At 68.2% G+C, this 22,968-nt stretch carries 19 protein-coding genes; 11 read left to right on the top strand and 8 right to left on the bottom strand.

Features of this window, described 5'->3' with window-relative positions; genetic code table 11:
* Positions 1-441: 441 nt before the first annotated feature.
* Positions 442-753: a YaeQ family protein gene (locus tag SYV04_RS32675; RefSeq protein WP_321549896.1), complete on the bottom strand. Its 312-nt coding sequence runs from the start codon at positions 751-753 to the stop codon at positions 442-444.
* Between the two features lie 131 nt (positions 754-884).
* Between SYV04_RS32675 and SYV04_RS32670 the strand changes: the two genes are divergently transcribed.
* A complete protein-coding gene (locus SYV04_RS32670; RefSeq protein WP_321549895.1) occupies positions 885-1,901 on the top strand; it encodes a hypothetical protein in 1,017 nt (338 codons plus the stop codon).
* Between the two features lie 66 nt (positions 1,902-1,967).
* Here SYV04_RS32670 and SYV04_RS32665 read toward each other — a convergent pair whose 3' ends face one another.
* From SYV04_RS32665 to SYV04_RS32655, 3 genes are all read right to left on the bottom strand, one after another.
* A complete protein-coding gene (locus tag SYV04_RS32665) occupies positions 1,968-2,858 on the bottom strand; it encodes a hypothetical protein (RefSeq protein ID WP_321549894.1) in 891 nt (296 codons plus the stop codon).
* Between the two features lie 106 nt (positions 2,859-2,964).
* Positions 2,965-4,251, bottom strand: a complete 1,287-nt coding sequence (locus SYV04_RS32660) for a hypothetical protein (RefSeq protein WP_321549893.1) — start codon at positions 4,249-4,251, stop codon at positions 2,965-2,967.
* A gap of 696 nt (positions 4,252-4,947) precedes the next feature.
* The gene (locus SYV04_RS32655) at positions 4,948-5,187 is read right to left on the bottom strand and encodes a hypothetical protein (RefSeq protein WP_321549892.1); all 240 of its coding nucleotides are present in this window, start codon (positions 5,185-5,187) and stop codon (positions 4,948-4,950) included.
* A 360-nt stretch (positions 5,188-5,547) separates the two neighbouring features.
* On the opposite strand from SYV04_RS32655, the gene SYV04_RS32650 reads away from it, so the two are divergent.
* From SYV04_RS32650 to SYV04_RS32620, 7 genes are all read left to right on the top strand, one after another.
* Positions 5,548-6,846 (top strand): serine hydrolase domain-containing protein, encoded by a 1,299-nt coding sequence (locus SYV04_RS32650; protein WP_321549891.1) that lies wholly within the window; start codon positions 5,548-5,550, stop codon positions 6,844-6,846.
* Positions 6,847-6,903: 57 nt separating this feature from the next.
* Positions 6,904-9,759 carry a penicillin acylase family protein gene (locus SYV04_RS32645; protein WP_321549890.1) on the top strand — a complete coding sequence of 952 codons (2,856 nt, stop codon included), beginning with the start codon at positions 6,904-6,906 and terminating at the stop codon, positions 9,757-9,759.
* Between the two features lie 170 nt (positions 9,760-9,929).
* Positions 9,930-10,778, top strand: a complete 849-nt coding sequence (locus SYV04_RS32640) for a lipase secretion chaperone (protein ID WP_321549889.1) — start codon at positions 9,930-9,932, stop codon at positions 10,776-10,778.
* Positions 10,779-10,808: 30 nt separating this feature from the next.
* On the top strand, positions 10,809-11,981 hold the full coding sequence (locus tag SYV04_RS32635; protein ID WP_321549888.1) for an exonuclease/endonuclease/phosphatase family protein: 1,173 nt from the start codon (positions 10,809-10,811) through the stop codon (positions 11,979-11,981).
* 9 nt (positions 11,982-11,990) lie between these two features.
* The gene (locus SYV04_RS32630) at positions 11,991-13,409 is read left to right on the top strand and encodes an apolipoprotein N-acyltransferase (RefSeq protein ID WP_321549887.1); all 1,419 of its coding nucleotides are present in this window, start codon (positions 11,991-11,993) and stop codon (positions 13,407-13,409) included.
* A gap of 150 nt (positions 13,410-13,559) precedes the next feature.
* Complete coding sequence (locus SYV04_RS32625) at positions 13,560-14,828, top strand: PQQ-dependent sugar dehydrogenase (RefSeq protein ID WP_321549886.1); 1,269 nt, start codon at positions 13,560-13,562, stop codon at positions 14,826-14,828.
* 52 nt (positions 14,829-14,880) lie between these two features.
* Positions 14,881-15,384 carry a DUF1801 domain-containing protein gene (locus SYV04_RS32620; protein WP_321549885.1) on the top strand — a complete coding sequence of 168 codons (504 nt, stop codon included), beginning with the start codon at positions 14,881-14,883 and terminating at the stop codon, positions 15,382-15,384.
* Between the two features lie 9 nt (positions 15,385-15,393).
* On the opposite strand, the gene SYV04_RS32615 is transcribed toward SYV04_RS32620, so the two are convergent.
* Together SYV04_RS32615 and SYV04_RS32610 are read right to left on the bottom strand one after the other, a co-directional pair.
* Complete coding sequence (locus SYV04_RS32615) at positions 15,394-15,954, bottom strand: YaeQ family protein (protein ID WP_321549884.1); 561 nt, start codon at positions 15,952-15,954, stop codon at positions 15,394-15,396.
* Positions 15,955-16,013: 59 nt separating this feature from the next.
* Positions 16,014-16,163 carry a hypothetical protein gene (locus SYV04_RS32610; RefSeq protein WP_321549883.1) on the bottom strand — a complete coding sequence of 50 codons (150 nt, stop codon included), beginning with the start codon at positions 16,161-16,163 and terminating at the stop codon, positions 16,014-16,016.
* A 98-nt stretch (positions 16,164-16,261) separates the two neighbouring features.
* On the opposite strand from SYV04_RS32610, the gene SYV04_RS32605 reads away from it, so the two are divergent.
* A complete protein-coding gene (locus SYV04_RS32605; protein WP_321549882.1) occupies positions 16,262-17,278 on the top strand; it encodes a hypothetical protein in 1,017 nt (338 codons plus the stop codon).
* 33 nt (positions 17,279-17,311) lie between these two features.
* Here the strand turns inward: SYV04_RS32605 and SYV04_RS32600 are convergent, their stop codons facing one another.
* Positions 17,312-18,376 (bottom strand): SDR family oxidoreductase, encoded by a 1,065-nt coding sequence (locus tag SYV04_RS32600; RefSeq protein WP_321549881.1) that lies wholly within the window; start codon positions 18,374-18,376, stop codon positions 17,312-17,314.
* 125 nt (positions 18,377-18,501) lie between these two features.
* On the opposite strand from SYV04_RS32600, the gene SYV04_RS32595 reads away from it, so the two are divergent.
* Complete coding sequence (locus tag SYV04_RS32595; protein ID WP_321549880.1) at positions 18,502-19,389, top strand: LysR family transcriptional regulator; 888 nt, start codon at positions 18,502-18,504, stop codon at positions 19,387-19,389.
* Positions 19,390-19,425: 36 nt separating this feature from the next.
* Here SYV04_RS32595 and SYV04_RS32590 read toward each other — a convergent pair whose 3' ends face one another.
* Entirely contained in the window at positions 19,426-20,223 is a 798-nt protein-coding gene (locus SYV04_RS32590; RefSeq protein WP_321549879.1) for a hypothetical protein, read from the bottom strand.
* A 492-nt stretch (positions 20,224-20,715) separates the two neighbouring features.
* Here SYV04_RS32590 and SYV04_RS32585 point away from each other — a divergent pair, with 492 nt between their 5' ends.
* Positions 20,716-22,968: a type VI secretion system Vgr family protein gene (locus SYV04_RS32585; protein WP_321549878.1), complete on the top strand. Its 2,253-nt coding sequence runs from the start codon at positions 20,716-20,718 to the stop codon at positions 22,966-22,968.

Raw genomic sequence — 22,968 nt, 5'->3', positions numbered from 1 at the left:
TCTTCAGCCCACAGGCGAACGCCGCCACCAGCAGCATCAGCAGCCCGTGGTGCTCGTACCTCTTGCCTCGCGCCTGCCTCGGGTCCACCAACTGCTGGCTCCACTCCAACTCGGCCCAGCGCAGCGCTCGCCGCCGTTGTCCTGGCACTCCTCTCATGCTCCACTGCTCCCGGCTCCTGCGCCTTCTTCCAGCGGAAGCCACTTGGGGGGATGGGGCTCGCCTGCTCCATCCCTCCGCCTTCTTCCCCGGGGCGCTGTAACTCACCTGTTCCCTACAGGGAACCGGACAGGTAGGATGCCTGCTCGCCTACCTCCAACGACACCCAAGGGGCGCGATCAGGATCCGGCACACCATCGAGCGGTGAGCACCAGGACAGGCCTCCTCCAGCACAAGTGCCCGACCCCGCTCACCTTCTGGTCTCCGCAGCCCCTGACTATGAATCAGGCCTGGCGGGCTGCCTTGGATGCTTTGTGCAGACGCTCGGCGGACGGGGACCCGATGTCGATCCAGGCGAGCAGCACTCCGGTGGGATCGCGCACGGAGATGGGCGCCTCGTCGGTGGAGGAGATACCGCCCTTGCTGAAGGAGATCCCTTCCTCATAGGAGAGGCAGTAGGCCAGGGTGCGCGTGAGCAGGTAGCGCATGCTCTCGGACGGGTGGCGTGCCAGGCGCAGATCGAGGGGCTGATACACGCCGCGATCCACGTCCGAGAGGTTCACCTGCACGTGGTACATGGTCGCGGAGAGTGCCATGGGGACTTGCTGTACTTCCGCGCCTCGCGTCGCGCAAGGCCACCCCCGCGCCGGCCAGGGTCAGAACGCCAGACGCAGCCCGAGGTTACCCTGGCGCTAGATCTGTGAGACTTCCCGGGCCAGAGTCGCGGATGATGATCGACCTCGAGAAGCTTGCCGCCGTTCCCAGTCCCACTCCGCTCCGCAGCGCTGAAGTCGAGCGTGGGATTGCCGATTCCGTCGCCTACCTCGGTTCGGATGCCGCGCAGCGCAGCGTTGAGCTCGATCCGTACTGGCCCAAGTGGCACTCCCCATGGTGGCACATGTTGCTGCTCCACGAACTTGGCGAAGCACGCCAAATCCCGGCGCGCGCCTCCAAGGCATTAGCCGCCAGGGTCGATCGCCTCTTGCACTTCTTCCCGATCCACCCGAGCGATGCCCCGGGCGCCGACCTGCAGCGCGACAGTGCTTGTCATTGCGCCCTCGGCACGATGTACCCGGTGCTGGCCGCGTGCGGCATCGACGTCGAGCGTGCGCTGCCCTGGGTCAGGCCCTGGTTCGTGCGGTACCAGATGGCCGATGGCGGCCTTAATTGCGACACCACCGCATACCTCCAGACCGGCGAGTGCCCGAGCTCGATGGTCGGAACTGTCGCGCCGCTCGAGGCCATGCTGCTCGGCGGAGGCGGGACGAGCGAGCAGCGCGCCTTCGTCGCTCGCGTCGGGGGCTTCATGATCGATCGTGCCCTCATCCACGGCTCGCGGACCCTGCACAACGCCGAGGAACGCGGCGCGGCGGTGGCCTGGCGCGCACTCACGTTCCCGCGCTTCTACTTCTACGACGTGCTGCGCGGGCTTGCAGTCCTGGTGCGGTGGGCCGAGGCAACCGAGCAGCGGCTACCCGAGGCTGCGGTCGCGACCGTCGTCAATGCCCTCGTCGAGCGCTGGCCCGACGGCGTCGTGCGCGTCGAGCGCCAGGCCCATGCCGGGATGACCACGATCCTCCCGACGGTCGATCACTCGCCCAGCCCGGGCGCACCGGCCTCGATGTTCCCGCTGCTCGACACGGCGAGCAGAATCGGCGAGCCGTCCGAGGCGCTGATGCGTCAGTGGTCCGACGTCCGCGCCGGCTTGCTCCGGCTCGCCCGCGCGGGGCGCCTCGTCTCCTAGGCTCTGGCTGACGGACCCATCCGAGCCGAATCGCAGCAGACAGACAGACTCGTGGAAGGGCATGGGCTAGCTGCTGAACCACATGTTGGAGGAGCCGCTCACCGAGGCGTACATGAAGCCCTGTCCGTCTCCGCCCACGGTTGTTCCGCCCGAGGAGACGCTCCACGGCCCGCCGACCCCACCCCCTGCCAGCGACATGGCCTGTGCCTGCACTCGCGCCTGCAACTGCGCCTGAAGGTTGCCGAGCAGCTGGCCACCTTCGATGCCGTAGTTCGTCCGCGCGTCGATCCAGTAGCGCCCAGGGAACACCGCCGGCCAGATGCGCTTGAGTCCCGCGACATCCGCTGAGTGCAGTTCACGGCCATTGACGAAGAAGCCGGTATCTCCGTTCGAGGCATCCGCGCGCAGCGGCCCACCGATCGGGAGATCCGCGGGGATGACTCCAACCCCAGGCCCTCCCTCGACTCCCCAGGCTCCCGAGGAGTGGTCGTACCAGTAGCGCCCATTCTGGAATCGCGTGTGGTAGGTGCGCTCCAGCGCCTGTAGCTGGGCATCGCTCAAGCGCACCCCGTTGACGACGAAGCTCCGGGAGCAGGGCCCTTGTGGCAGCGGAACCTGGCCTCGGGATGCGACCTTGCGCCCGGGCAACCGGGCGGCGGTCTGTTCGAGCAGCTGGCCCACCCTGTCCGCCTGTTGCTTCACGTAGCTCGACTGGAGCGGTCCCATGCTGGAGACATCGAGGACGAGCCGCGTGGTCATGGGCCCCGTGCCAAAGAACATGACGGTCACCGTGACCGGAGCGGTCAGGGACACGTTCTGGCGCTCCTCCACGAAGGCCACCCAGGTCGAGCTCTCGCTCGTGATTCGCCATCCCAGGTGTCGAGCGACCATTCGACAGATGGGCAGGCATGCCTCCCACGGGAGGTTCCAGAGGGCTGCTGCGCGATGACGAGGCATGGGGCTCTCCTTGCGGAGGGGTTCGGTGCGAGGACACACGTCCCCCCGTTGAAGGAGTCGATCCCAGCCGGATGTGACGCGAGCCCACGGCATCCGTCTGCGACGCTCACCCGAGGCTCAGCGGGCCCTCCAGGCTTTCGTCCCGGCTCGGGCTCAGGAATGTGGCCAGCAGCTCGTGGATCCGCGCGTCCCCGTTCGCGAGGGCGTAGGGATGCACGCGTCTCTTGGCCAGGGCAGGGAAGAGCCGCTCCACGGTATCGCCCTGTCCGACGATCAGGGCGTGGCGTCCCAGGGCATCGGCCAGGCCCAGCTCCAGTGCCACGTTGGCGTTGTAGCCCGTCAGATCCACGACCACGTGGGAGGCCCGACAGAGTTCCTCCCAGATGGAGTGGTTGATGCGCGGATCCTGGACGCGATCGCCTCGGATGTACTGGACACCCCGCTGTTGGCACTCCTGCTCGGTGAGCCGCATGGCGTCAGCGGACCAGTGCTCGCGAAAGGGCATGACGTGGAAGCAGCGGCGCTCTCCGGGCGAGGGATAGCGCCCCACCCAGGCAGGGTGGATGAGTCGGAGCGCCCCTTCGCGGGAGTGCTCCAGGACTGTCTCCAGGAGGCCGCGGGCTTCCAGGGCACCGGGGTTCTGCTGCTCGCCGAGCGCGTGCAGCCTTCCCAGCGTCCGCCAGTCGCCACGTCCCTGGCCGAGCCGCCGCAACGCGTAGGCCACCGTCCCCTGGATGGCGCTCTGCCCGACGTTTCGCTGCTGGCCGTAGAGCCTCTCATCCAGCGCCTCGCCCAGACGGCGGATGTCCCCGCCATCCCCCCGAAGTTCGACGGGAGGGACATCCACATCGAAGGGGAGCCGCTGCCCGAGCGTGGCCACGATGAGAGCAGGACGGCCCAGGGCGAACGCCAGACCGAGGTCGTAGCAGACGGAGGCCAGCTCCGGCCCGGGCGGTACCGTCAGATCGAAGATGGCGATGTTGCTGGCACAGAGCTGGTTCCATCGCTCCTGGCCGGAGTCCTGGTTGCTGGCGAAGGGGAAGAGCTTCAGCCCACGCTCGGCACAGACCGGTTGGATCAGCCGGAGCACGTCCGCGCCGCCCGAGAAGCACACCGTGTTGGGATCCCTCGGCTTGGGAGGCGAGTCCCAGAAGGGCTCCGCGATCATGAGGTGGGTCCGCAGCACGTACGTGCGCACGTCCAAGGCGAGCCGGCGAAGCACCTCGCGCTCGTAGGCGAGCGCCGCGCGGTCATCGCTCATGCGCGGCGAGTGGAGCGCCGCGTCGGCGTGGCCCACGCGCGTGTAGAGGTTCATCAGCTCCTGCTTGTCCTCGGGCGACGCCCGGGCATCCACCAGCTCCACGGTCAGATGGCGCCGGAGTTCGGCTGCCACGGCGGAGAGGCGCTCGGCGCGTGAGCCTGCGGGGAGTGGGGGGGCCCGGATGGCTGTGCGAGTCCAACGAGGTGACACGCTCGAGGAGCGTACGCATGTGCCGCAGGCTGGCCTGGGGATCGCTGGAAGGGGTGAGGAGCCTGTGCTGGGCCTCCTCCACCACCGACGCGAGCACCTGTTGGCGATCCGGGCTCAGCTGTCCCGCATCCCCAAGCTCGCGGAGCTGCTTTCTCAGCTCCTCCATTCCCTGCGCGAGGGCGCCTTGCTCCGAGTCAGAGCGTGTTTCCGGGAGCACGGGAGCGGGCGCGCGTTGGGGTGTCCCCTGGACGTTGAACAGGAACAGCCCGTTCTGGGCGAAGATGTCCCCATGGGCATTCAGCCAATAACGCCCGGGAACCGCATCGCCGTATGTGGCGATGAGCTGCATGAACTCGGTGGGGTGGAGCGCCCGCCCGTTGACCACGACAGCCGTCTGTCCTCCCGAGGCGTTGAACGGCAGGGGCCCCCCCAGCCTCAGCCCTGGAGCGATCGGCCGGGGGAAGGCCGGTCCTCCCCACGCCCCCCAGAGGCCCGAGAGCGGGTCGTACCAATAATCACCGCTCCCCAAAAGTGTTCCACAGGCGGCCTCGAAGGCCTGGCTGGCCTCCGGACCGAGGTGGACCGCATTGACCGTGAGGCCTTTCGTGCCCGCCATGGTCATGCCCCCGCGGCCACGCAGAGCAGGTACAGGCCGATCAAGGAGGTCCCGACGATGAGCCATAGGCGCCCCACCGCCTGCTTCTCAGGAGACCCCGAGGCCAGGTAGATGGCGCCCAGGATGATTCCCAGCAGCGGCACGAACAGCGTGCCAATGATGACGAGGGCTTTCACGGCCGGGTCCACCGCCGCCTTGTCATAAGAGGAGGACACCGGAATAGGGGTGAACGGGGTTGCCACCACTGGCGGCCCTCCCACCGGGGCGGGTTGGCTGAAGGCCGACGGCGCCTCCGGCGGCTCGGGGAGGCTTGGGCTGAGGGCCTGGCCGCACTGGCTACAGAAGCGTGAACCGGGGGCGTTCTCCACTCCGCATTGAAAACAGACAGACATGGTGACCTCTCTTTTGCTCAGCGCGAGGGTGCCTCCGGGCGTGTAGGGATGCGCCTGGCCTGGCAGGGACCGAGCACCGAGCGACGAACGGTGGCGCTACAATCGACACTGCTTCCCCTGGCCAGAGTCGCGACGCGGCATTCGTGACGCCGACGCACGCTCGAGCCCCTATCCTTACTTATGCGCAACACTCACCTGGAGCGGAGTCTCATGCGCCGATGCTTGTCCCTGCCGTTTTCATTGCTGGTGGTCCTGTCCTGCGCATCACCGCGCGGTGGCCAGGTCCAGGAAGCTTCGAAGTCCCACGGTCCGCTGGCCCAGAAGCTGGCCCCTGTCGGTGATTTCTTCCGCCAGGCCGTGGCCAGGCAGAAGCTTCCTGGCGCCCTCGTGTTCGTGGAGCGGCTCGACGGCAGTGAGCGCTATCTGGAGACCTTCGGCTCCATGGAACGTGAGCGCGGCCGGTCCTTTGATGAGAAGACGCTGATCCGCATCGCCTCGATGACCAAGCCCATCACCAGCACCGCGGTGATGATGCTCGTGGAAGAGGGGAAGATCGACCTCGACGCCCCGCTGGGCAGGTACCTGCCCGAGTGGGCTCACCCCACCGTGCTGGGCGAGGTCTCCCCCGATGGAAGCTACAGTACGCGCCCCGCCCGGCAGCCGCTGACCGTCCGGAGCCTCCTGACGCACACCTCGGGCTTGAGCTACCGCTTCATGGGCCCACCCCTGGCGGATATCTACGCACGGGCCGGCGTCAGTGATGGTGTCGGCCACACGGAGGGCACGCTCGCGGAGCAGTCCCAGAAACTCGCCGCGTTGCCGCTGCTCCACGAGCCGGGCGAGCACTACACCTATAGCCTGAGTACGGACATCCTCGGCCGCGTCATCGAAGCCGTCTCGGGCAGGCCGCTCGACAAGTTCCTGGAGGAGCGCATCTTCGAGCCGCTCGGCATGCAGGACACCTTCTTCTATCCCCCCGAGAACCGTGTTGACGAGGTGGCCGTGCTCTACCGCCTCGGTCCGGAGAGAACGCTGGAGCGCGTACCTGTCACGGGCAGGAATTTGAGCGACGGGGATGCCGTGTACGCGTCGGATGTGCAGACGGCCGGGCCGCGGACGTACGTCTCCGGCGGCGGAGGCTTGCTCTCCACGGTGAGTGACTACGCCATCTTCTTGCGGATGATCGCCAACAAGGGGGGACACAAGGACCAGCGCCTCCTGTCACCCGCCTCCGTGGACCTGATGACGACCAACCAGATTGGCCGCTTGCGAGCCAACTTCTTTGACTCGGGCTTCGGCCTGGGATTCGCCGTCAATGATGACCCCGCGCGAGCGAAAGCCCTCGGCCCGGTGGGCACCTACTTCTGGGTGGGGATCTTCAGCTCCCGGTTCTGGGTGGACCCAGGCTCGAAGCTGATCGGCATCTGCACCTCCCAGTTCTGGGACCTTGACGACGAGACCATCGATCAGTGCCCCGCCCAGGTCTACCAGGCGTTGTCGCGGCAGTAGCTCAGGTGAGTCACGCGGCTGTGCTAGCTTCGCATCCCCCTTGGCGCGGAGATTCTCGTGCGACACCTTGCTTCGCTGTCTTCGGTTGGTCTGGTGGTACTGGCCTTGCTCGGAGGCGCGAGCGGCTGCAGCTCCGACTCCCCCGCGCCTCCCCCTATCGAGGAGACGCCCGACGAGGAGACGCCCGACGAGGAGACACCCGACGAGGAGACACCCAAGGGCACGAAGTTGCCCGGGCTCAAGGGGCCGGTGGAGGTCATCGTGGATGATCGCGCGATGCCGCACATCTACGCGTCGTCGCAGCACGACGCGGCGCTGATGCAGGGCTACCTCATGGCGCGCGACCGGTTCCCGCAGATGGAGATCCTCAAGCGGAACGTCACCGGGCGCATGGCCGAGCTTCTGGGCACCGTGTCTGCGTCCGCGTTGGAGGGTGACGTCGCCGCGCGGGTGATCGGCTACAAGCGCGTAGCCGATCGGATCTACGCCTCTCTCCCCGCGGACGCGCCGGAGAAGGCCGTGCTCGACGGGTTCGCCGCGGGCGTGAACGTGTACATCGCGGAGGTGCGCAGCGGGACGTCGAAGCTGCCCCAGGGCGCGGAGCTGCTGGAGTCCCTGGTGAGCAACCCCGCGGCCTTCACCGATTGGACACCCCAGGACTCTCTGGCCATCGGGCGGTATCTGTCCTACGCACTGTCGTACTCGGCGGAGGCTGACGTCGCGCTGACCCAGGCGATGGCTGCTTCGGCCGCGGCCTTCCCCCAGGGAAATCCGCGCGCGGGGATCTTCCGCGATCTCTGGTCGTTCGCCCCGGCGCGCGAGGTGTTCACGCGGGAGGGGCTCTCGTCCGAGGGACGGAGCGCGGAGAGCCTGACAAGAGGAGCGAAGGCCCACCAGAGGGGCCTGTCACAGGCAATGCTGCCGAGTAGCACGGTGCTCTCGAATGCGCAGGGGTTCTTCGACGCGGCGAGGCGGCTGCGAGGGGTGCTCGGCGACGAGAGCCGGGGCGCGAACAACTGGGTGGTGTCGGGGGCGAAGACGGCCTCGGGGGCGCCGCTGCTGGCCAATGATCCCCACCTGTCGCTGCCCAGCCCTCCGCTCTTCTGGTACTCGCATCTGAACACGAAGAAGGCGGGAGGAAACCTGGACGCCGAGGGCATCTCGCTGGTCGGCGTGCCCGGCGTCATGCTGGGGTTCAATGACCGCATTGCGTGGGGGAGCACGACGGCGAACCACGACGTGACGGACGTGTACGAGGAGACGATCACGGAGGGGACGAACGGGGCGCCGGCCACGGTGCGCTTCAAGGGCCAGCAGGTGCCGATCGAGATCATCACGGAGACGATCAAGGTCTCGGGCAAGCCGGACGTGGTGCTCAAGCTGGAGAACGTCCCGCACCACGGAATCATCCTTCCGAAGATCGAGGGCGGCGCAGTGGTCCCGCGGACGGCGAGCAGCGCGCTGTCCGTGCGGTGGACGGGTGACGAGGTGTCGAACGAGATCGCGGCCTTCCTGGGGCTGAACACGGCGACGAACGCAGCGGAGGCGCGCGCGGCGCTCACGAAGTTCAAGGTGGGCGCGCAGAGCTTCGTGGTGGCGACGCGGGAAGGGGAGATCTTCTGGTCGACCCAGTCCCGGCTGCCAGTGCGGGATCCTCGGGCGCTGACGTATGACGCGGTGACGCAGACAGGGCTGTCACCCGCGATGGTGCTGCCGGGCGACGGGAGCTACGAGTGGATGGGAGACGTGGAGGACCGCGACCTTCCGCAGGACGCGAACCCGGCGAAGGGTTTCATCGCCACGGCCAACAATGATCTCGTGGGCACGACGAAGGACGGCAACCCGTTCAACGACGCGCGCTACCTCGGGTGGGACTACGATCTCGGCCACCGCATCTCCCGGATCACCGAGAGGCTCCAGTCGCTCGCGGACAGGGGAGGGGTGACGCCGCAGGACATGATCTCCGTTCAAGGCGACCACCGCTCGCCGCTGGGGGCCCTGCTGGCGCCGAAGTTCGTGGCCGCGGCGCGGCGGGTGCAGGAGGAGCGGTCTCAGCCGGGCACGCACCCCGACCTGGCGGGGCTGGTCCAGCGGACCTCGGCGGCGGAGCTGGACACGCTCAGGCAGGTAGCGAACCGGCTGGCGGCGTGGACGTACGAGACGCCACCGGGCGTGAACATCGGGGACGGCGAGCCGGCCGCGGCGGAGGTCTCGGACTCCATCGCGACGGCGCTGTTCAATGCCTCGATGCTGCGGCTCGTGAAGCTCGCATTCGATGATGAGATCGCTGCCATCGGGCGGCGTCCGGACAGCGGGAAGCTGGCGAGGACGCTGCAGTTCGCCATCCTGGAGCCGACCCGGTTGGCGACGTACAACGCCACGCGGGGCGATACGGTGCTGTGGGACGACCTCTCGACGACGAATGTGGCCGAGACTCGGGATGAGCGCATCGCGGTCGCGATGATGCTGGGAGCAGGTTACCTGCGGGATCGGCTCGGGGCGGACCCGGAGCAGTGGCGGTGGGGCAAACTGCACACGCTCACGCTGGCGTCGCTGGTTCCGTCAACCACCGGTGAGAGCGCGGTGACGCTCCCCGCGCCCGGTTCCGCGATGTTCCCGACCGGGTACCCGCGTCCAGGTGACAACTTCGGGGTGGATGCCTCGAACTTTGGGATGTCGAACGCGGAGAAGTTCTCCTACGAGAACGGCCCGGTACAGCGGCTGGTGGTGGAGATGACCCCCGAAGGGCCGCGAGCGTGGAACGCGCTGCCGGGTGGGCAGGTCTTCGATCCGCAGAGCACCCACCACGCGGACGAAATTGAGCTCTGGCGGCGGAACAAGGCACCGAGCCTGTATTTCACGGACGAGGAATTGAGCGGACACAAGGTCTCGAGCAACTCGTTCGTGCCGTAATGAGAGTCCCTGGAATCCTGGTGGCGATCGCGCTCCTGGGCCTCGGGGTCTGGAGGTCTCTCGCCCCTTCCGAAGCCCCTGCGCCGCTCGCCAGCGTCTCTCCAGGTGCATCCGCCTCGCTTGCGGCCTCGCCGGGCGCACTGCCAGCCGCGAGCGGCGGGGCGGAGGCCGTGCTCCCCGAGGCGGAGGAGATCAAGGCCCAGCTGCTGGCGGCCAAGGCCCAGCTCGCACTGGGTCAGGCCTACGAGCGCGCCGCCGCGCATGGAGACTTCGCCCTGGCTCCTGGCCGCATCTTGCGCAGCCTCCTCGCGAAGCGCTGCGGGCTGGTCCAGCGCCATGCGAGTGCGGGCGTGTGCCGTGAGCTCCTGTTCTCGCACTTGAAGGAGCGGCTGGGCCTGCCGGAGGACACCTCCCAGGCTCGGTTCTGGGAGATGCTGGAGCAGGTGGATGCCGCCTATGAGCGGCTCGTCGTCGCGGACCCCGCCGCCGCTCGGGACGAGGCCTTCCGCGCCGCCTACGGGCGCTTCCGGGAGGCCCGCCGCGCCATCGTCGGGCCAGAGCTCGACCGGCACCTCTTCGGGCTCGCGGACGAGGTGCTCCTGCTGCCCTTCGAGGTGGACGACCTGCTGCGCGACGCGCGCGCCTCCGCCGAGCAGAAGCTCGCTGCCTACGAGAGCACGCTCCAGCGCATCGAGCGCGAGCACGGGGTACGGCTCGCCTCCGTGGTGGAGCCGGTGGAGTTGGCGAAGCATGCGCTGCGGATCCAGGAGACCGCCGGCCCCCTGGGCCCTGAACAGCAGCGGGCTGTGCTCGAGCGCTACGCGGGCACCGAGGTCGCCCAGCGCTACCTGGAGCACCAGCGTGAGCAACAGGACCGGAGCGAGCGCCTGCGCGCCTTCAACCAGGAGCGCGATCAGCTGCTGGAGCAGCTCTCCCGCGAGGGACTCACCCCGGAGCAGCGCCGCCAGCGGATGGCCGAGCTCGATCCGCCCCTCTTCGAGAAGTACCGCCTGCGGTAATCCCTACCGTCGTCACGAAGGAGCCAGCCGATGGAGTGTCGCAAGAGGCAGTGGAGCCACAGCGTGCTTGCCGCCGCGCTGGTGCTGATGTTCGCCAGCCAGGCGCAGGCCGAGGGCACACCCGCGTTCGACGCCTATTACTCGAACCACCCCAAGGAGTGGTTCGACGCCGCGACCGAGTTCGAGTACTTCAACCCCTCCATCACCCGCTCCTGGCAGCTCAACGAGACGTGTAACGACGCCGGGTTCTTCTCGGTGGCCTCCTACAACATCTTCCACAACGTGCCCTTCATCACCGACTTCGGCGACGAGATGGAGCAGAGCCTCGGCAAGGTGAGCAAGTGCGCCGACGTGCTGCTGTACCAAGAGGCCTGGGACTACGACGACATCATCCAGGACGGTCCCAAGGCGGACCTGGCTGCCCGCGGCTACAGCATGCTGACGCCCAGCGGCTTCTACTGTGACGACTCCGGCGAGGGCGCCATCGAGAACGACTGCAGCGGCCTGGTGATCTTCTACAAGAGCGGCACCACGCTGGTCCGGGAGCTCACGTTCCAGGCGTTCACCACGGTGAACGGCGCCGACGTACACAAGGAGAAGGGCGTGTGGGGCGCGATCTTCGCCAAGGAGGGCCGCTACTACTACGTCTTCAATACGCACTTCACCTATGGCAGCAACAGCCACCTCGATGGGGATGCCACCTCCGACACCTCGCGCATCTCCAACATGGTGCAATCGCTGGCCTACATTCGCGACCGGGTACACGCCAACAAGGCCAGCTATCCGCCCGCGCTCGTCCTCTTCAGCGGGGACTTCAACGCCGACTTCGCCAGCAACAACAGCTACTCCAAGGGCTACCAGCTCCTCGGCCAGGCCAACGCGCAGGCCTCCTTCTACGAGCCTTATGACTACCGGCTCGGGGGCGGCACCATGGGCGGCTGGGAGACCCCGGGCTTCCGGTCCAACTGGACCGGCACCTCTGTCGACACCGGCCCGAATGGCATGGCCACTGGCGCCGTGGGCGACTTCGACACCGTGCTGGTAGGGAAGCCGTCTGCCTTCGGCTCGTGCATGCCGACCAGTATCTCGTACAGTGGATGGGCTCCCGCGTGGCGAACGCTCGATAGCAACCAGCCCAAGTGGCCCTTCTTCACCCACTCGGACCACTATGGCCGCTGGCTGCGGGTGAAGCCCGGCTGTTAGGACCGGCGGATGAGCCCACAGGCGCTCCCTTCTGTTGGACGGAACTGCCTGTGGGCGGGGGCGGGTGCCTTGCTGGTGGGGCTCTCCGCCCACCTGATCCTCGTCTTCCCCGCCAACTTGCTCGGCCTCGTGGGCGGGTTCGCTTGTTACTTCCGCGCCCTGAGCCGCAGCGAGACACCGCGCGCGGCGGGGCTCGCGGGTGCCGTGTTCGGCGTGCTCCTCGCGGCCACCAGCCTGTACTGGCTCACCGATGTGCTCTACGTGCTCACGCTCGGCGAGCGCATCGTCGGCGCCGCCGTGGTGGGTGGGTTCCTGCTGCTGATCGCGCTGCCATACGGCTTGTGGGGCCTCGTGACAGGGTTCCTGCCACGCGGTGCCACCTCCCGTTGGCTCTTTCTGCACGCGCCGGGATTGCTGCTGGCTCAGGCGCTCATCCACGACGCCTGGCTTGGCTTTCCCTGGCTGCACCACGGCTACTGGCTGGCCTTGGGTCCCTTCGGTGACTGGCTGAGCTTGCTGGGGGCCTGGGGCTCGGGATTGCTCCTGCTCCACATCGCCGCGTGCCTGGGGCTCTGGAGCCAGACCCCGAGGGCTCCTCAGCACGCGCTGGCCTCCGTGGCCGTGTTCTGCATGGCCCTCCTGTTCCCGGCGAGCCCCGCTCCGAGCCCACCTCCCCAGACCCTCCAGGTCGCGATCGTCAGCGTCGAGCCGAACCAGGTGAGCGACAGCGCGCGGGATGATCTCGGCCTGCTCTCCCGCTACGTCATGGCCACCCGGGAGGCCCAGGCCGACTGGACGTTCTGGCCCGAGTCCGTCATCCGCGACGGTGAGGCGACGCTTGCCCCACTTGGATCAACCCTGGCCCTGCGCGGCGGCAAGGTCTTCGCCGGTGCGCTGCTCGCGGCACCCTTGGGCCGGTACAACGCCCTCGTCGAGCTGCCGAGCGGCAGGCCCGTCTACTACAAGCAGAAGCGTGTCCCGTTCTCGGAGTACCTGCCCGGTGAGCCCTTCCGCCAGCTCTTCGGAGCGCTCGGCGTCAACACCCTCAAGACGGACGTGGCCCTGTGGCCTCAGCCCCAGACTGCCCCCGAGGTCAGCGGCGTCACCCTGCACCCTCTGCTCTGCTACGAGGTCGCCTTCACCGAGCTGATCCAGCCCGGTCCCCAGCCCACGGTGCTGCTCAACGCCGGGAACGAGAGCTGGTTCCACAGCGCTGTCATGCACCGCATGACGCTGGCCATGGGCGCGGCCCGCTCACGCGAGTACGGCGTCCCGCTCGTGCGCTCCGTGGTGGGGGGCTACAGCGGCGTATTCGATCCCGCGCGAGCCCCTTCATGGGAGGCGTCGTTAGCCCCGCTCCACCGGGCCCAGCTGCGCCCCCGTCCCGCGGCGACACTGTACAGCCAGTGGCGCCGTCTGTTCCCCTGAGTCGTCAGAGCCGCGGGGGCATTCTCGCGATGCTCGTACTTCACGTTCATAGCGGACACCGCCAGATCATTCTGATGGCGCGCCTCTCCCACCTTGTTTATCTGCCTCCAACGCGGTGCCCCTTTCAGTCCCTGTCTTGGAGCGAGTCCCATGCGAACCTTGTCGATGACCCTCTTGCTCGCCGCCCTCCTGTGGAGTTGTAGCGGCAAGACCCCCAATCCCTCGGATGACAAGCCGCAAACCCCCGAGGACCCGGTGCCGCCCGACGACGCGCTTCCCAGCGGCCCCCCTGTCCCAACGGGCCCTCCCAACGTGCCCGAGTTTCAGCCGGCCTTCGCCGGTCAGACGCGCGCTCCGGCCATCCAGACGAAGACGGCCTTGCAGGTCACCGAGATCGCCTTGGGCTTCAGGAATCCCTGGGCCATCGCATTCCTCCCCGACCAGCGCATGCTGGTGACGGAGAAGCCCACCGGCGCGCTCTACATCGTCACGCCCCAGGGCGCGAAGTCTCCCGCCGTCGCGGGACTGCCGTCCGTGGACGGCCGTGGACAAGGCGGTCTGCTCGACGTGGAGGTGGGCCCCGACTACGCCCAGAGCAGCCTCATCTACTGGACCTATTACGAGCCACGCCAGGGCGGCAATGGTCTGGCGGTGGCACGCGCCAAGCTCGTGGAGGGTGCGCAGCCGCGCGTGGAGGGCGTGCAGGTCATCTTCCGCATGATGCCCACGCTCGAGTCGACCCTGCATGCGGGAGGGCGGTTGGTGTTCACCCCCGACGGTAAGCTGTTCGTCACGCTGGGCGAGCGGTCCATCCTCGAGGGCAGGGTGCAGGCGCGCGATGTGCGGAGCCATTTCGGCAAGGTCGTCCGCATCAACCCCGACGGCTCGGTGCCGCAGGACAACCCGTATGTGAACACCGCAGGAGCCAAGCCGGAGATCTGGTCGGTGGGGCACCGCAACATCCTGGCGGCGGCGCTCGACCGCCAGCAGCGGCTGTGGACGGTGGAGATGGGGCCGCGCGGGGGAGACGAGCTCAACCGCCCCGAGGCGGGGAAGGACTATGGCTGGCCCACCATCGGCTATGGCGAGGAGTACTCGGGCGCGCCCATCCACGAGAGCCCGCAGGGCCCGGGCATGGAGCAGCCCGTGTACTACTGGGATCCGGTGATCTCGCCCTCGGGGATGACCATCTACACCGGGGAGCTCTTCCCCGAGTGGCGCGACAATGTCTTCATTGGAAGCTTGTCCGGCCAGGCGCTGGTGCGGCTGATGATGAGGAATGACCGCGTGGTGGGCGAGGAGCGGCTGCTCACGGACTTGCGCGCGCGCATCCGTGAGGTGGTGCAGGGCCCCGAGGGAGCGCTCTACCTGCTCACCGACGCCACCAACGGCAAGCTGCTCAAGATCACCCCGCGCTGAGTCGGCCTGGAACGCTTCCGATTCTCTATGCTCAACCCAGGAGGAGATCCTCATGAAGGCGCCAGCGGGTTCCGTGCGCACGACAGGTAAGGCGAAGCCGAAGGCCAAGAGCACGTCGCGCCCAAGCAAGCCACGCAAGTCGGCCACCCGGTCCAAGTCCCCGCCGAAGGCAGGCGCGACCGGGCAATCCGCTTCCCAGCTCATCGACCAGCGGATCCTCGAGCTGGGGGGATGGCGCGGGGAGACCCTGGCCCGCATGCGGGCACTGATCCTGGACGCCGACCCCGAGATGACCGAGGAGTGGAAGTGGGGCACTCCGGTCTGGTCGCACCACGGGATTGTCTGCACCGGGGAGGCGTACACGAAGGTCGTGAAGCTTACGTTCGCCCGGGGGGCCGGGCTCCCAGACCCATCGCGCCTCTTCAATTCCAGCTTGGAAGGCAACACGCGAAGGGCGATCGACATCCGAGAAGGGGAGAAGGTCGACGCGCGCGCGTTCAAGGCACTCGTAAAGGCCGCGGTGGCCCAGAATGGCTCGCCGGCGAAGAAACGGTAGGGCCTGAGGTCAGCTCCCCGCCGCATCCTCCACGAGGCTCTCTCGTGCAAGCGCCGCTTCGATCGTCTCTCCGTCGAGGGTGACATAGAGCTGACCGTCGGTGCGCGTCAGCTCCAGCTTGGTGGCGCGGCCTACCTTCGCCTCGAGCGCATCGAGGAACGCGGGGCTGAACCGCCACACCTCGATGTCCTCGACTTTGTGGATGGCCTTGGTCGCCGCCTCGCGGCGCAGCAGCGCGAGTTCTACGTGGGTGAAGAGCGCCACCCGGCGGGCTGCCTTGGATGCTTTGTGCAGACGCTCGGCGGACGGGGACCCGATGTCGATCCACGCGAGCAGCACTCCGGTGGGATCGCGCACGGAGATGGGCGCCTCGTCGGTGGAGGAGATACCGCCCTTGCTGAAGGAGATCCCCTCCTCATAGGAGAGGCAGTAGGCCAGGGTGCGCGTGAGCAGGTAGCGCATGCTCTCGGACGGGTGGCGTGCCAGGCGCAGATCGAGGGGCTGATACACGCCGCGATCCACGTCCGAGAGGTTCACCTGCACGTGGTACATGGTCGCGGAGAGTGCCATGGGGCCTTGCTGTACTTCCGCGCCCCGCGTCGCGCAAGCCACCCCCGCGCCGGCCAGGGTCAGAACGCCAGACGCAGCCCGAGGTGCCACCCCGGGCGCGCGGCCCGCGCGACGCCGGTCCCGCGTACACCGCCGAGGCGTGCCCCCGTGTCCGGCACGAAGTGGAACTGCGCGGCGGGGAGGCCCGCCTGCACGGCGGGAACTGGCAACGCGGCGCTCCTGGCCGACGTGGGCCCGGACGCGTGGGCCATAGATGCCGACGTACCCTAGCGCTAGATCCGCGAGGCTTCCCGGGCCAGAGTCGCGGATGATGATCGACCTCGAGAAGCTTGCCGCCGTTCCCAGTCCCACTCCGCTCCGCAGCGCTGAAGTCGAGCGTGGGATTGCTGATTCCGTCGCCTACCTCGGTTCGGACGCTGCGCAGCGCAGCATTGAGCTCGATCCGTACTGGCCCAAGTGGCACTCCCCATGGTGGCACATGCTGCTGCTCCACGAACTCGGCGAAGCACGCCAAATCCCGGCGCGCGCCTCCGAGGCGTTAGCCGCCAGGGTTGATCGCCTCTTGCACTTCTTCCCGATCCACGCGAGCGATGCTCCGGGCGTCGATCTGCAGCGCGACAGTGCTTGTCATTGCGCCCTCGGCACGATTTACCCGGTGCTGGCCGCGTGCGGCATCGACGTCGAGCGTGCGCTGCCCTGGGTCAGGCCCTGGTTCGTGCGGTACCAGATGGCCGATGGCGGCCTCAATTGTGACACCACCGCATACCTCCAAACTGGCGAGTGCCCGAGCTCGATGGTCGGGACTGTCGCTCCGCTCGAGGCCATGCTGATCGGCGGAGCCGGGGCGAGCGAGCAGCGCGCCTTCGTCGCTCGCGCCGGGGGCTTCATGCTCAAGCGAGCCCTCATCCACGGCTCGCAGACCATGCACAACGCCGAGGAGCGCGGCGCGGCGGTGGCCTGGCGCGCGCTCACGTTCCCGCGCTTCTACTTCTACGACGTGCTGCGCGGGCTTGCAGTCCTGGTGCGGTGGGCCGAGGCAACCGAGCAGCGACTGCCCGAGGCTGCGGTCGCGACCGTCGTCAATGCCCTCGTCGAGCGCTGGCCCGACGGCGTCGTGCGCGTCGAGCGCCAGGCCCATGCCGGGATGACCACGATCCTCCCGACGGTCGATCACTCGCCCAGCCCGGGCGCACTGGCCTCGACGTTCCCGCTGCTCGACGCGACGAGCAGGATCGGCGAGCCGTCCGAGGCGCTGATGCGGCAGTGGTCCGACGCCCGCGCCGGCTTGCTCCGGCTCGCCCACGCGGGGCGCCTCGTCTCCTAGGCTCTGTCTGGCACAGCAAGGTGGGGCCTCGGCTCAGGACATCCGAGGAACGGTCGAGGCGACGGCCCGAGGCAGGCGCGCCCGGTCCACGTACCCGTGCCTGGCGAACCACTCCACGGCATCCGTGAAGGTTTCTTCGAGGGGCCGGAAGCGGATGCCCAGCATCCGCTCGGCCTTGGAGGCGTCGAAGGCCGTGTTCGTCCGCTCGCGGCGCAGCGTGCGGAAGCCCTGCCAGCTCACCAGCACCGGGCGCCCGGAGAGCCTTGCCCAGGCCTCGTTCAGCAGTGCCAGCGTTCCCAGCAGCCCATCCGGGACCTGCCGCTTCGGCGCCGGCAGTCCCGTTACCGACGAGAGCACCGCGAGCGCTTCACCCACGTGCAGGTCCCTGCCCGCCGCCAGGTAGCGCTCGCCTCGCTGTCCCTTCTCGGCGGCGGCCACCAGCGCGGCGGCCACGTCCCGCGCGTCCACATAGGAGAAGCGCGTGTTGATGACGCCGGGCAACCGGCCGTGCAGGAAGTCCAGCACGAGCTGTCCCGCCGTCGTGGGGCCTGAATCGCCCGGTCCGTTCATGAAGCCTGGCAGCACCAGCGAGGCGTGCAGGTCCGGGTAGCGCTCCAGGGCGGCGTCCACCTCCCGGTCCGCGAGGATTTTCGAACGATAATAGGCATCCGGCTCGTGCTCCGCGTCACGCCGCATCGTCTCGTTGATGAGCGGGTGACCCGGACGGGGCGCCAGCACAGCGATGGAGCTGGTGTGTACCACTCGCCGCACGCCTTGCTGGTACGCCGCCTCCAGCAGTGCGCGCGTACCCTCCACGTTGATGCGCATCAACCCCGCGGCGTGGCTGCCGCCCTTGTAGCTGTCCCGGAAGTACGCGGCGGTATGGAAGAGCACGTCCGACTCCCGCATCGCGGGCGCGAAGGACTCGACGTCCTCCAGGTGGCCTTCGACGAGCTCCACCGGCACACCGGCCAGCAGCTTCCGCGCCCTCTCGGGCGAGCGTATCAGCGCCTTCACCTTCACGCCTCGAGACGCGAGCAGGCGAACCAGGTTGTTTCCGAGCAGTCCGGTGGAGCCGGTGACGAATGCCGTCTTCATGGGAGGAGTCTCCGTGCATGGGGGAGCCCGGCGTGGGCTGCCCTCGTGAGCACCCTGGGTATCGCCCCTGTTGCACTCCACGCCACTTGGGCAAACTGGTGTTGCATTCATGCAAGGGCCTCCGAATGAACTGGGATGATCTCCGCTACCTCCTCACCGTGGAGCGGGCCGGCTCGCTGTCCGCGGCGGCTCGCGCGCTGGGCGTCGTCACCTCCACCGTGGGCCGCCGCATGACGGCGCTGGAGCGGCGCCTGGGCACCCGGCTGCTCGCCCGTGTCCCCGAAGGCGTCCGGCTGACGCCCGAGGGCCGAGCGCTGGTGCGCACCGCCGCGGCCATCGAGTCCCAGCTCCACAGCGCCGAGCGTGGGCTGAAGCACGAGGAGGGGCAGCTCGAGGGGCCGGTGCGCCTGACCACCGGAGACGGCTTCGTCGCGTTCCTCAATCCCTGGCTGGCGCGCTTCCGGGAGCGCCACCCAGGGGTGCGCGTGGAGCTGTCCACGGACACACGGCTGCTGGACCTGGCGCGCCAGGAGGCGGACCTGGGCGTGCGCACGGTACGACCCAAGGGCAACTCCCTGGTGGCGCGCAAGGCGGGGCAGCTCGCCTGGAGGCTCTACGCCAGCGCTCGTTACCTGGAGCGCGCCGCGCCCCTGCGCTCACCGGGAGATCTGGCCCATCACCAGGTGGTGGGCTTCGACGCGGCACTCTCGCGCATGCCGCAGCTGCGCTGGTTGGAGGAGTGGGGCGCCGGGCGCTTCGCCTTTCGCAGCAACGCGGCCGTGGCCGTGGCGGGCGCGGTGGCCGCCCATCAGGGGGTGGCGGCGCTGCCTTGCGCGCTGGCCTTTCTCCACCCGGAGCTGCGGCCCGTCCTCCCGGAGGTGGAGCTGCCCCTGGAAGACGTCTGGCTCGTGGCCTCGCGCGAGGCCCGCAAGGTGCCGCGGGTACGCGCGTTGATGGGCTTTCTCGCCGAGCGGTTCGAGGAATCACGCTCCATCATGCTGGGCGTGCGCTGATTGCAAAGCTTCTCGGGGTGAAGACGGTCCCCTCGGTCAGGGCTGGGAACAGGGCCCGCAGTCCATGCAGTTGTCCATCGCCATGCCCGTGCCGCAGCTCTCGGTGACCTGACAGACACCATCACCGCAGACATAGATGTCCGTGTTGCGGATGCGCGTGGTGAGCGGGCGGTAGGTGATGCCGTTGTAGGTACACTCGCTGTAGTAGGGCGAGTTCTTGCTCTGCTTGCAGCCCAGCTGTGCGCATGTGCCCGCGCGAACGATGGCGGGGCAGGCCGGATCCAACCCGGACTGCTGATGCGACCACCCACAGCGGCGCGGGGAACTCAGGTACTCCGCCATCTCGCTCTGATCGTTGGCGGCATAGATGCCCTCTCCCGTGAAGAGGTTGCCGAAGAAGCAGGCCTCGCGGATGACGTACGCGCGATCCTCGTCCTTCGAGAACGAGAGCGGCTGCGCATTGCCTTTCAGCCCCGTGATGGAGATGGGGATGTGGTAGCCGTAGGTGTTGACGTGCGCGGCCAGGCACGCGGAGACCACCTGCTGCTCCGCCACCGTGGCGGGCGTCCCCTGAGCCCAGGCGGGAGCCACCCCGAGCCCTCCCTGCCACGCATAGGTGAGGCCCGTGGTGGAGCTGGTATAGGTCCGCACCTCTCCCGCGGGCACGGCGCAGCGGACCAGGTAGCGCATCACCTCGTCATGCGCCGGGGCATTCGCCTCGAACCAGCTCACGAAGGTGCTCGTCGCCAGGCCGTTGACGCTCAGGCCGTTGACGCTCAGGCCGTTGACGCTCAGGCCGTTGACGCTCAGGCCGTTGACGCTCAGGCTGTTCATCCCTTCAATCGCCTGCGGCTGTCTCGTGAGCTCCGCCCCGTCCTCTTGTGGAGAAAGGCCGGCGCCAGGTTCCCAGCCACAAGCACTGGCCGCCAGCACCAGTGCCAGGGTGAGGCCGAGCCTCCTGAGAGCCGCGCCCGGAGCGCGTGAAGCCATGTACGGCCACGACAAGGTCCTGGGGGGCAGACCCATGCGAGCACCTTCAGGCTGGGGTTCGAGAGCAGAGGCCGGAGGGGACGACACTCGGCCTCATTGGAGCCAAGAATATTCAGTCAACGCTGGAAGGCCGATGCAGCCACGGTACGAGCTGTGTGTTCGAACGAGAACGGTGGCTTCGAGCGCATCAAGGGAGCGATGGTCGACTGGCAGCGGCTCTTGGACAGAAGCGTGGATGGATCTGGAAGAGCTGCTGATGGACGAGGTGTAGGCACGTCTACACGGGCTGCTGACGAGGGGAAGGTGCTACGCTGTGAGACTGGGGAGCGGGCGGACGTGTCCGCTCCCGAGGGCTCGCCCATGCAGATACGCGCCCACATCGACCATGCGGACCTCCCGGCCCAGGCCACCGTCCTGCGGGCCACCGCGCGCGAAGCGCTGTCCGAGCTGTTCGAGGTGGTGATCGAGTTCGCGTGCGACACCCCGGATCTCGATCTGGCCGCGCTCATCGGCACGGCGGGCGCGCTGACGTTCGAGCCCGTCGTCTCGGATGGGAGCCTGGAGCCGCGCAGCTTCCACGGCGTGGTCGAGGAGGCCGAGTACCTGCACAAGCTCGCGGCGCACGGCTTCGTCTACCGCCTGCGCCTGCGCCCCTCGCTCCACGGGCTGGCGTACCGGAGCCGCAGCCGGATCTTCCAGGAGAAGAGCGCCGTCGAGATCATCCAGGCCGTGCTCGAGGGCGCGGGCCTGCCCGACGAGTCCACCGAGTGGCAGCTCTCGATGGACTACGTGAAGCGCGAGTACTGCACCCAGTGGAAGGAGAGCGAGCTGAACTTTGTCCTCCGGCTGCTCGAGGACGAGGGCATCTTCTTCTGGTTCGAGCACGGCCCCACCTCGCACGTGCTGAAGCTGGCCGACTCCTCCATTGCCTATCAGCCCATTTCGGGCCCGCCGCAGCTCGCGTTCACCCGCCGCTCCCTGGCCGAGGCCGAGACGGAGCGCGTGGCCGAGCTCGTCTTCTCCTCGCGGCTCGTGCAGGACCAGTTCAGCACGCGGGACTGGAACTGGCAGACGCCCTCGGAGCCCCTGCAGGCGGAGGAGGGCGCCAGCGAGGGGACGTCCCGGCGGTACGAATACCCCGGCTACTTCCTGGGACCGGCGGACGGCACCCGGCGCGCGGGCAATCGGCTCAGTGAGTTGGTGCAGGAGCGCATGGTGCTCGAGGGCCGCAGTAACAGCCTCCGGTTGCAGGCGGGGCGTACCTTCACCGTGCTCGACGCCGTGCCCGGCTACCTCAGCCAGGAGTACCTGCTGCTCCAGGTGGTTCACGACTACGAGGTGGTCCGCACGGAGACAGGGGAGACGCCCACCTATGGCACCCGCCTGCGCGCCATCCCCGCTGCCGGCGCCGACTTCCGGCCGCCGCGCCGCACCCCGCGCCCTCGTGCCTGGGGCAAGGAGAGCGCCGTCGTCACGGGGCCTCCGGGCGAGGAGATCCACGTCGATGAGTTCGGGCGCATCAAGGTCCACTTCTACTGGGACCGCGAGGGCGCCGTGGACGAGAAGGCCTCGTGCTGGTTACGCGTGCAGCAGCAGAACACCAGCGGCAGCATGATCCTGCCCCGCGTGGGGTGGGAGGTGAGCGTGGGCTTCCTGAACGGAGACCCGGATCGCCCCATCGTCCTGCAGAAGATCTACAACCAGGAGACGATGCCGCCGTACAGCCTGCCGGACGAGCGAACCCAGTCCTCGCTCCAGTCGGCCACCTCGCCCGGAGGCGGGAGCACCAACGAGGTGCGGCTCCAGGATGGCAACGGGGGCATGGAGTTCTTCATCCACTCCTCCAAGGACCTGAAGTTCGTCGCCGGGAATAACCTCACCGAGGAGGTGACCAACGACGCCAAGGAGGAAGTGGGCGTGCAGCTCACCACCCTGGTGGGCGGTGGCGAGACGGTCGACGTGGGCGCCAACCAGGGGCTGAGTGTCACGGGCAGCGCCGTGCTGGAGACCACCGGCTCGAAGGAGGTCCAGGTCAGCGCCGTGGACGACTGGGGCGTTACCGGCAACCTCACCCAGAAGGTGGATGGGGCGCGCACCGAGACGATCGGCGGCATCATGAACGTGCTCGCCAACCACGTGCTGGAGAGCTTCAACGCGAGCTGTGACCGGAGCGTGGGCGCGGCGTTCTCCATCAACAGCGCCACCGCCATCGTCGAGACGGTGGGCGCCGCCAAGACCGAGACGGTGGGCGGCGCGAAGATCGAGCTGCTCGGAGGCCCCAAGGCCGAGGACATCGGCGCCGCCAAGGCGCTCACCACGGGCGTGGCCCAATTCAAGACTGGGGAGGACGTGCTCCTGGAGGCCATGGGCGCGGTGGCCATCACCTCGGCGGGCCCGATTACCGAGAACGTGGGCAAGGACTTCGCGCTCTCAGCCCGCACGGTGCAGATCACCGCTCCCGGTGGCGCGAAGATGAAGGGTGGCGGCAAGGTGTTCGAGCTGTCGGGCTCGACAATCACCGTGGACGCCGAGGGCCTCAAGGGCGGCGTCCAAGTGAAGCTCAAGGGCAAGATCAACTACAAGGGTTAG

It is taken from the genome of Hyalangium ruber (assembly GCF_034259325.1).
In the GTDB taxonomy this organism is placed as follows: domain Bacteria; phylum Myxococcota; class Myxococcia; order Myxococcales; family Myxococcaceae; genus Hyalangium_A; species Hyalangium_A rubrum.
The sequence above is the reverse complement of the archived record's forward strand: the minus strand, read 5'-3'. Positions and strand labels throughout refer to the sequence as shown.